We start from the raw sequence: 9,263 nt of genomic DNA, 5'->3' as shown, positions 1-9,263 counted from the left end.
TGTAAATCATGCACTGGCTTTTAACACACTGTTGAGTTCTCAAGAAACGGACGCGTTCACCGTCAACCACCCGGCCGCACTCGCTTCGTTATGTCGTAATTCTTTCAGCTCCCGCGACCCGAGTCAAATTGACTCTTTTCGCGAAACCTGCCGAGAATTTCCGACCGCCCCTTTCGGGACAACCCCTTAAACGTACTCCCGCATCCGATTCCTGTCGAACCAGACACACCGGCGACATGACGACAACCGGCACGGAGCTGCTTGAGAAGGTTCCCCCGGACAGCCGACGATCAACGCCGGCTGGGTGGGACTGGTGAACTCTATGTACGACTCCGCCACCCGTCAAATCAACGCCCCACAGCAGCCCCCACACATCCCGTCTTGCCGTACGAAGCCGATATTGGTGGATATGAAACACCGTGAGCGATCATCCGACCCCGGACGCTGACCACGCCACCGACTTCGGCGGCCGCCCTGAATTCCAGCCACCTCATCCCCTACGGCCCTCGTCTCCGGTGAGTCCTCCCCGACGGGTCCTCACATCCGCCCGTCCTCATCTCCAGGCTTCCGCACCCACCGCTTCCCACCCATCCCCGGCCCTCACCTCCAGCCGCCCCCGTCTTCGGCAGCCCTCACCTCAGCGCTCCTCACCCCCGGGCACTCCCCGCCTCACTGGTCCCCGCCTCCAGTGCCCCGCACCTCCGGTTGATCCTCACCCTCAGCGCTCCCTCACCCTCAGCGCTCCCAGCTTCCGGTGATCCGCACCCTCACCGTTCCCACCGTCAGCGCTCCCAGCTTCCGGTGATCCGCACCCTCACCGTTCCCACCGTCAGTGGTCGGCGTCTCTGGGGGTCCGCGCATCAGGGGTCCTCATCCCCAACGCTCCCTGTCTCAGTGGTCCCCGCCACCGGTGCCCCACACATCCGGTGGTCCTCACCCCTCAGCACTCCCCGCCCTTAGCGCTCCCAGCTTCCGGTGGTCCGCACCCTCAGCGTTCCCCCGTCAGCGTTCCCACCGTCAGTGGTCGGCGTCTCCAGGGTCCTCGCCTCAGCGCGCCGCCCTCAGCGGTCCGCGACTCAGTGATCCTCGCCCACAGCCCTCCCCACCCTCTGTGGTCCCCGTCTCCAGTGGTACCCGCCTCCAGGAGTCCTCGCCTCCGGTGCTCCCGCCTCCGGTGACCCTCCCCCCTGCGATCCTCATACTCAGCGGTCCGCGCCTCTGGCGGTCCTCAGCCTCAGCGCTCCCTCGCCTCCATCGCTCACCCCGTGGCTCCTCCCCCCACATGGCCCGCCTTCGATGGCTCGTCTCTGGTGGTCCTCATCTGGTGGGCCTTGCCTTCGGTGGGGTCGATCTCCGCGCACGGAACGTCTTCCGGTCCATCCGGTACGGCGGGCGTTCGATGACTGCCCGCCGACGGAAAGTGTCGGTGGCCGGACGTAGCGTCGGTTTCATGTACGTCGAACGGAGCCCAGGAGCGTCGCTCGCCGAGCGGATCGCCTGCGTCTGGGTGCAGGACAGCGCCGCTGAGGGCACCCAGCTCGTCGTGCCCGACGCATGTGTCGACCTGATCTGGGGGCCTGACGGTCCCCATGTGGCGGGCCCGGACACGGGTCCGGTGCCGGTACGGATGCGCGCGGGCGACGTCTACCGGGGTATCAGGTTCAGGCCGGGCGCGTTGGGCGGGGCGCTCGGTGTTCCGGCGGACGAGTTGAGGGATGGCAGGATCCCGTTCGAGGAGCTGGGGCTTCCCTCGGACCTCACGCTGAAGGAACTGGCCGAGCGGCTGCGTGCCACGGCGGCTCCCGACCCTGCCGCGCCGGCCATCGCGGGGGCGCTGCGCGAGGGGTCGTCGGTGCGGCAGGTGGCGTGGGACCTCGGGCTGAGCGAGCGTCATCTGCATCGGCGGTCGGTGGCGGCGTTCGGCTACTCGCCGAAGGTGTTGCAGCGGATCGTACGGTTCCAGCGGGCGTTGCGATTGGCCAGGTCAGGTGTGCCGCTGGCGAGGGTGGCTGTCGACAGCGGCTACACCGACCAGGCGCACCTCTCCCACGACGTCAAGCGGTTGAGCGGCGTCTCCATGGGGCGTCTCCTCGATCCCTCGCCACCCTCCGCGGAGGGCTTTTGACGACGAGATGTCCGGCCGACTCTGGGGTCTCCGAGAGGGTTTCCATCCGCACGACACGCTGCGTGGAATGGGCTGCGGGTGGGGCCGCGTCCGACGGGTACGGCGGGGTGGGGCGACGAACAGAGGGGGGCGGGCCGGTCAGGGGGGGCGGGCCGGTCAGGGGGTGGGGCGGCCGTAGGCGTGGAGGGTGTTGAGGCGGGCGAGCGTCAGATGTCCGCCCCATTCGTGTCGTACGACGGGCGTCCACATGGGGAAGTTCGGCTCCCACCCGCCCTCGGGCGTCCTGGTCTCCAGCAGCGCGTCCAGGTGCCGCCCAATCGTCTCGTCCGTGAACAGCGACAGTCGCCGCATCGGGGCGGGGGCGAAGTCGAGGGGGAAGTGCGCCTCGCCGGTCGCGTGGGGGTCCATCGACACCATGGCCAGGATCGACTCCTTCAGCCTGGCGAACTCCGACAGCGCCCGGTCCTCGTCGTCCACCAGGTCGAGGAAGGTGAGGACGGCGCGCGCCTGGTACGGCGAGGTCTGCTCGATCTCGGCGATCGCGTCCCAGCAGAACGCCGTGGCGGGCCCCAGCCACGGATGGTCGACGGCGTGCTTGTGCAGGAGCCCGGCGAGGGAGGCGGTCGGGATGAGGTTGCCCGGCGGGTCGTCGTCGGTCTGCCACCACGGCGCGTGGGGCGCCTCGTTCACGCTGGGCAGCACGAACGGCACGCCGCCGTCCTTCGTCGTCACCGAGGAGAGGTAGTCGCAGGCGGCCGGCACCATCGGGTCGTCGAAGGCGTCGAGCTCGTCGAGGATCCAGAACGCCATCTCCACGGGTTCTGGCTGGCTGGTGGTGCCGCGCAGGTCGGGTTCGAGCGCGTGGGCGAAGCCGCCGTCGGGGTTCTGGTAGGCGCGCAGGGCCTGCAGGACGCGCTCCTTCGAGCCGCCCTTGAAGAGCGCCTCGTACCTGAGCCGGTCGAGCAGCCTGGCGTTGAGCTGGATGTAGCGCTCCACGGTGCTTTCCATGAGATCGACCTTATTGCAGCGGCGCCGGCGGGGGATTGTAGGAATCGGCCACCCCGCCGACAATCACCGGCATGGAGCAGCGGCGATGGGATGACGACGAGCGGTTCACCGGGGTGGGCGACGGCTCGGCGATGCTGCCGGCCGTACACGATCTGGCGGCGGTGATGGCGCGGGACGGGTGGGTGACCGAGGATCCCGACGCCCATCTCCTGCCCCATCTGAGGGCCGTTCCCGGCTGGCGGGTGGTGGGCGAGCGGCTGGGCGGGGACGGCGTCTACGAGGTGACGGCCCGCCCCGACGAGCCGTTGGAGGGCATCGACGTGCACCGGGCGGCGATCAGGCTGCTGTCGGCGATCGCCGAGCCGTCGTTCTTCGTACGGCAGCTCGGCCCCGGCGTGTTCGAGTGCGTGACGGGGGTGATGCCGGGTGATCCTCCCGGGTACGCCACGCACGGGCATCTCGTCCGGCTGTTCGTCACCTAGAAAAAGATCACTTCAGGTGGAAGACGGGGCCGCGCGGGTGGAACGGCAGGCGGGCGCCCTGCGGTGTCAGGAACGCGTGCTCGCGTCTGATCCGTAGCACGTCGCAGTCCCCGTCGGTGATCAGCAGGATCGGCCCGTCCCGGGGGAAGTCGTCGGCGCGCTCGATCAGGTTGACGCCCGGCTGCAGGAACGTGCCGCCCCGCCCGCGCACCCGGACCTTCGTCGCGATCTCCTCCACCGGCAGGTATCCGGCGTCGTAGGCGGCGGCGTCGCAGAACACCACGCGGGCGCGCGGCACGTCGCGGGCGATGGCGTAGGAGGCGATGGCGCCGAGCGCCTTGCCGAGGAGCTTGGTGTCCATCGAATCGGAGGTGTCGAGGACGACGCCGAACGTCGCCAGGCCAGCCGGGCCGCGGGATGTCGGGGGTGGCGGCCTGGCGGCGGGAGGCGCGAGCGTAGGAGCGGCGCTTCTCGACGGCGGGCACGTGCTCGTCGAACCAGCGGGCGAGCCTGGCGTCCCACGGCAGCGGCGGCTGGTCGAGCGCGCGGATCTCCTGCTCCAGCCCGTACGGCACCAGCCCCCGCCCGCGCAGGGTGGCGAGTTTGCGCAGGCGGCGCAGGTCGGTGGCGATCCTGTCGTAGACGGCCTCGGCCGACATCCTGGCCAGCGTGGGGTCGTGCAGGAGGCCTTCGGGCATCTCGCCGACGCCCATCTCGACCAGCCAGCCGTTGATCACGTAGTCGCAGGCGAGGTTCCAGAGGTAGGGGTCGCGCCCACCGAGGCGTTCGCCGTGCCGGAGGGCGGCGTGCAGCATCTCGTGGGCCAGGACGAAGCGCCATTCATCGGCGGAGAGACCGGCCAGCGGGTTGACGTAGATCTCGGCGGCCTCGGCGCTGACGGCGGCGATCGAGATGTCCCAGCCTCTGGCCAGGTCGGCGTCGGCGACGACGGTCATGCCGGCGGCCAGCGCGCCGAGCAGCGGGTAGGAGGAGACGAACCAGCTCAGCGCCCGGTCCCATGACCCGTCCTGCCGGGTGCGGGGTGAGCGTGACCGTTGCCTGCATCCCATCAGCGTGACGATCTCCGCGGAAAAACACATCGCAATTTCGGCGGCGCCTCCCGTAGCCTGCTCGCATGTACTGCATATGTTTCGCGCGTCTGCGCAGCGGCCGGGCTCTGGCTCGCTAGCTTCGCAGGACGCGAGCCCAGGGCCCGTCGAGATCCCATTCGTCTCGAGGACCCGAGAGGGCTTTTGCTGTGGCGCAGAACTTCGCGCACGGAAACTATTCGCACACCCAGAAGAACGCCAGGAACAGCGGTGGCGGTCGCACGCCCAGAGATCGGGCGCGGCGTGAGCTCTCGCAGAACTTCCTGGTCGATCGGCATGCCGTTGACCTGTTGGTCAAGACGGCACGGCCGAGCGGTCTCGTGCTCGAACCGGGCGCGGGCGAGGGAGTGCTCACGATGGCGCTGGCCCGGGCGGGCGCCGACGTCGTGGGCTACGAGATCGACCCGTTGCTGGTGGCCAAGCTCAAGGCCAGGACCAAACTGAAGATCGTCAAGGCCGACTTCACGACCGTGCGGCCGCCGGCGGAGCCGTTCGCGGTCGTGGGGAACATCCCGTACTCGATCACTACCGAGATCGTCGACTGGTGCCTGCGGGCGCCTGAGCTGACCTCCGCGACCCTGCTCACCCAGTTGGAGTACGCCCGCAAGCGCAGCGGCGACTTCGGCAGGTGGAGCCTGGTCACGGTGGAGAACTGGCCGTGGTTCTCCTGGGAACTGCTCGGCAGGATCGGCAGGGAGAGCTTCAGGCCCGTCCCCGCGGTCGACTCGGCGATCCTGCGGATCGAGCGGCGGCCCGAGCCGCTCGTCGAGGACGGCGGCGCGTGGCAGGACCTGGTCGAGCTGGGCTTCTCCGGTGTCGGCGGCTCGCTGTACGCCTCGCTCAACCGGCACTACGACGGGGTGCAGGCGGCCTTCGAGCGGGCGGGCATCGCCCGTGACACGGTCGTGGCGTACGTCCATCCCGACCAGTGGGTGACGCTCTACCGGTGCCTGCACCACCGGTAGGAGCGCTCAGCCGGTGACCTCGGCCTTGACGGCCGGGGGCGGCGCGGGCGGCAGGGGCGCGGCGGAGGAGATCCGCCGCGCCCACGGCATGGCCAGGGCCAGCACGGGAAGCAGCACGACGGAGGCCATCGACCAGCCGGGGTGCCAGGACGACCAGATGTGCCAGCTCTGGGTCATCCAGAGGTAGCCGATCGCGGCCCACAGCGAGGTGCCGATGATGGCAGGCCAGGCGAACCGGGTGGGCCTGGCGACCAGGAACGGCATGAACCACAGCAGATACTGCGCGCCCAGGCGCGGGGTGACGACCATGAAGGCCAGCAGGATCGCGGTGGTCAGGTCGATGGGGTCGGCCCTGCGCCACACCCAGCAGACGACCAGGACCGTGGCGTAGATCAGGTAGGTGCCGATCTTCGCCGGGGTGGCCCAGAGCTCCCAGTTGCCCCCGGTGTGGATGGCCGTCCAGCCCCACTCGCCGATGATCGGCCGGATGTCGCTCATGACCTCCATCACCTTGGGGAGGTCGGCCAGCGACGTGCCCGCGAAGATCGGCAGCGTGACGAGGAAGAACACCGGCGGGATGCCGGTGGCGGCCAGTCCGATGAGGCGCGCCCTGAAGTGCGGCAGCAGCAGGAGCATGCCGGGGATGAGCCAGATCGGCCAGCTCTTGGCGCACAGCGCCAGCCCCATGAGCAGGCCCGCCCACAGGGCCCTGCGGTAGGAGGGCGCCTCCGCAGCCGTGAAGGTGAAGGCCTTCCTGAGGTCGAAGCTCGCGATGCCCTCGCGGACCGTCATCGTGAGGCCGGGTCTGGCGGGGTCGCCGGGACCGCGGGCGACCACGAAGGCGGCCACGCCGAAGACGAGGGCGACCGGCTCGACCTGGCCGTGGACGGAGGCGACCAGCAGCGCCAGCGGGTTGAGCGCGTACTGCAGGGCGCGCAGCGACGCCCGCGGCCCGCCGGCCAGCTTCGCCACCAGCGGGATCAGCACGATGTCGGCGACCACGGTGACCAGGCGGCCCGCGTACTCCCACGGGATGCCCAGCCACAGCAGGATCCCGTAGACGTAGGGGATGGTCGGCAGGAAGTGCCAGCCGCCGTTGCTGCCGAGCACGGGGTCCTGCCTGTTGAGCACCGCCTCGCCGGCCGGCTTGAAGCTGTTGACGAAGTCGACGGGCTGCCAGGTGTCGATCGCCGACGTGTACATGATCAGGACACGCACCGCCACTCCGACCGCGATCGCGAGCCAGAGCGGGGGCCGCCAGTCACGCCACTGGGCGATGAGAGCGAACACGACACCTGAGACGAGGACGACCCCCGTGAGCACTGCGTAGTCCATGGCGGGTCCTAGCCTGCCGCACGTTCGGAGGTACTGTCACCCGAAAGGCGGGTCGCAGCATGCCGGATCATCACTCTGTGTGTTCAATTAGGAGCATGGGGGGATCACGGGGCAACGCGGTGCTGGTCGGGCTTTACAGAGAGGCGCGCAGCAGGCTCGCCGACCCAGTTACGGCCTGGGCGCAACTGACGGCCAATCCACAGCTACGGCAGGCCTACCAGCGGGGCAGGGGCAACGAGGTGGCGCCGGTCGGCGACGACGAGGTCGCCGAGCTGGTGGCGGCCGCCCACGTGCACACGATCGCCGCCTACGGGCCCGACAGGGTCGCCGCCCACTCCACTTCCATGATCTCCAGGTTCGTCGGCCTGATCGGCGGCGCGGTCCTGGTCGACCAGCCGCTGGCCGCCAGGCAGGTCTTCGGGCCCTGTTCCGAGGTGCCCGAGCCCGCCGACTGGGAGCAGGCCGCCTACGCGATCATGTGGGGCGAGAACGACCGCGCGATCCGCTCCCCCGACGCGCACTGGCTGGTGGCGGGCCGCTACAAGGGGCAGAAGGTGGTCGCGATCGGCAGCCACCCGATGCGGCTGTCGGACGAGACGATCGTGGTCCGCTCGGGCACCGACGCCGCGCTGGCCATGGCGATGGGGCACGTGCTGCTGAAGGAGTTCCACCTGGAGCGGCCCGCGTTCGCCGAGCACGCCAAGCAGCGCACCGACCTGCCGTTCCTGGTCAGGCTGCGGGAGCGCGCCGACGGCTACGTCGCCCACCGCTTCCTCAACGCCGCCGACCTCGGCGACACCTCGCCCACCGCCACGCTGAAGACCGTGGTGCTGGCCAGGGGCGGCAGGCCCGTGGTGCCGAACGGGTCGCTCGGCTTCCGCCGCGACCCCGCGAGGTGGAACCTGACGCTGGAGACCGACCCCGCTCTCACCATGTACGGCAAGGGCGGCGGCAGTGTCGAGCTCCTGCTGCCGCGTTTCGACGAGGGTTCTGGGGTGCTGCGCAGGGGGGTGCCGGTCGTGCGGGTCGGCGACCACGTGGTGACGACGGTCTACGACCTGCTGCTCGCCCAGTACGGCGTGGCCCGCGACGACCTTCCAGGCTCGTGGCCGGTCGACTACGAGGACGCGCGGGAGCCGTACACACCTGGTTGGCAGGAGCCGATCACCGGCGTCAGCGCCTCGCGGGCGGTCAAGGTGGCGCGCGAGCTGGGTGAGACGGCGCTGCGCACCGGCGGCAGGTGCATGATCATGCCGGGCCGGCTGGGCACCGAGCACGCAGACACCGCGCACCGGGCGATGCTCGCGCTGCTGGTGCTGACGGGCTCGGCGGGGGTGCGCGGCGGCGGCTGGGGCGGGCCGAGGGGCGAGGGCGAGCGGGTGGTGGAGACGGGGATCTACTTCTACCTGCACGCCGACCGGTGGCGCTACGACTGCACCGATGTGGGGATGCTGTCGTGGCAGCTCGGCGAGGGCCTGTTCAACGACCGCGCGCCGTGGCCGGTGCTGGCCGAGGCGGTGCGCGAGGGCTGGCTGCACATGGCGCCCGAGTACGACCGCAACCCGCTCGACCTGGTGTCTGAGCCGGGGCGCCGCGCCTGCGACGAGCCGGACGATCCACGCAACTGGCCGAGGGTGCTGACGCTCGCCCATGGCGACCAGGTGGACCCCTGCTTCGTCCACCACCTGGTCAACGGGAAGCTCGACCTGCTGGTGGGCGCCTCCCAGTACGCCGACGTGCCGCTGCCCGATGTGCGGATGCTGGCCGAGGCGTTCGGCAAGCTGGCCGTGGAGCACCTGGGCACGCGCAGGGAGCTGGTGCGCGGCCATCTCGTGGAGCGCAACTACCCCGAGACCGCGGCGCTGCTGGCCGCCGTGCCGGGGCCTGCCGTACGGCCCGAGGGCATGCCGTGGCTGACGCTGACGGGCCGTATGCACACGCTCGTCGACCACGACTGGATGCACGAGTACGGCGAGGCGCTGCCCACCTACCGCCCGCCGGGCACGGGGCAGCACATCAAGCCGACGGTGATGGTCAGGCACCGCGGGCAGGAGGGCTGACCAGCCGCCAGGACAGCACGTAGGGCCCGGCTCGCCGTCCCGGGAGCGGCGCGTTCTCTCGGGACGGCGGCCGGGCAGGCGCTCGGAAGGGCCGAGCGCCGGGGGGTGCGGCCCGCCGTCCCGAGGTGGAGGCGCGTGTCGCTCGGGGCGGCGGGCCGGGCAGGCGCTCGGCAGGAGCG

The 9,263-nt window shown here is 70.4% G+C and carries 7 protein-coding genes and 1 pseudogene; 4 read left to right on the top strand and 4 right to left on the bottom strand.

Features of this window, described 5'->3' with window-relative positions; all coding sequences use genetic code 11:
• Positions 1-1,450: 1,450 nt before the first annotated feature.
• Positions 1,451-2,125, top strand: a complete 675-nt coding sequence (locus ACFXJ8_RS17710; protein ID WP_379644962.1) for a helix-turn-helix domain-containing protein — start codon at positions 1,451-1,453, stop codon at positions 2,123-2,125.
• Positions 2,126-2,281: 156 nt separating this feature from the next.
• Here the strand turns inward: ACFXJ8_RS17710 and ACFXJ8_RS17705 are convergent, their stop codons facing one another.
• Positions 2,282-3,133 carry a hypothetical protein gene (locus ACFXJ8_RS17705; RefSeq protein ID WP_379644961.1) on the bottom strand — a complete coding sequence of 284 codons (852 nt, stop codon included), beginning with the start codon at positions 3,131-3,133 and terminating at the stop codon, positions 2,282-2,284.
• Between the two features lie 71 nt (positions 3,134-3,204).
• Between ACFXJ8_RS17705 and ACFXJ8_RS17700 the strand changes: the two genes are divergently transcribed.
• Positions 3,205-3,615 (top strand): hypothetical protein, encoded by a 411-nt coding sequence (locus ACFXJ8_RS17700; RefSeq protein WP_379644960.1) that lies wholly within the window; start codon positions 3,205-3,207, stop codon positions 3,613-3,615.
• A gap of 7 nt (positions 3,616-3,622) precedes the next feature.
• On the opposite strand, the gene ACFXJ8_RS17695 is transcribed toward ACFXJ8_RS17700, so the two are convergent.
• On the bottom strand, positions 3,623-3,976 hold the full coding sequence (locus ACFXJ8_RS17695) for a hypothetical protein (protein ID WP_379644971.1): 354 nt from the start codon (positions 3,974-3,976) through the stop codon (positions 3,623-3,625).
• Between the two features lie 328 nt (positions 3,977-4,304).
• A pseudogene (locus ACFXJ8_RS17690) lies at positions 4,305-4,571 on the bottom strand (hypothetical protein); the annotation flags it as partial.
• 302 nt (positions 4,572-4,873) lie between these two features.
• Here ACFXJ8_RS17690 and erm point away from each other — a divergent pair.
• Positions 4,874-5,689: an ErmE/ErmH/ErmO/ErmR family 23S rRNA (adenine(2058)-N(6))-methyltransferase gene (erm, locus tag ACFXJ8_RS17685; protein WP_379644959.1), complete on the top strand. Its 816-nt coding sequence runs from the start codon at positions 4,874-4,876 to the stop codon at positions 5,687-5,689.
• Positions 5,690-5,695: 6 nt separating this feature from the next.
• Here the strand turns inward: erm and ACFXJ8_RS17680 are convergent, their stop codons facing one another.
• On the bottom strand, positions 5,696-7,024 hold the full coding sequence (locus ACFXJ8_RS17680; RefSeq protein WP_379644958.1) for a hypothetical protein: 1,329 nt from the start codon (positions 7,022-7,024) through the stop codon (positions 5,696-5,698).
• Between the two features lie 95 nt (positions 7,025-7,119).
• Here ACFXJ8_RS17680 and ACFXJ8_RS17675 point away from each other — a divergent pair, with 95 nt between their 5' ends.
• On the top strand, positions 7,120-9,084 hold the full coding sequence (locus ACFXJ8_RS17675; protein ID WP_379644957.1) for a molybdopterin-dependent oxidoreductase: 1,965 nt from the start codon (positions 7,120-7,122) through the stop codon (positions 9,082-9,084).
• Positions 9,085-9,263 lie beyond the last annotated feature (179 nt).

The sequence above is a fragment of the Nonomuraea sp. NPDC059194 genome (assembly GCF_042754765.1).
Lineage (GTDB): Bacteria > Actinomycetota > Actinomycetes > Streptosporangiales > Streptosporangiaceae > Nonomuraea.
This window is presented reverse-complemented; position numbering and strand designations above follow the sequence as displayed.

Coding starts and splice junctions, on each gene's coding strand:
- ACFXJ8_RS17710 (WP_379644962.1), top strand. CDS start 1,451: ATGTACGTCGAACGGAGCCCAGGAGCGTCGCTCGCCGAGCGGATCGCC.
- ACFXJ8_RS17705 (WP_379644961.1), bottom strand. CDS start 3,133: ATGGAAAGCACCGTGGAGCGCTACATCCAGCTCAACGCCAGGCTGCTC.
- ACFXJ8_RS17700 (WP_379644960.1), top strand. CDS start 3,205: ATGGAGCAGCGGCGATGGGATGACGACGAGCGGTTCACCGGGGTGGGC.
- ACFXJ8_RS17695 (WP_379644971.1), bottom strand. CDS start 3,976: ATGGACACCAAGCTCCTCGGCAAGGCGCTCGGCGCCATCGCCTCCTAC.
- ACFXJ8_RS17680 (WP_379644958.1), bottom strand. CDS start 7,024: ATGGACTACGCAGTGCTCACGGGGGTCGTCCTCGTCTCAGGTGTCGTG.
- ACFXJ8_RS17675 (WP_379644957.1), top strand. CDS start 7,120: ATGGGGGGATCACGGGGCAACGCGGTGCTGGTCGGGCTTTACAGAGAG.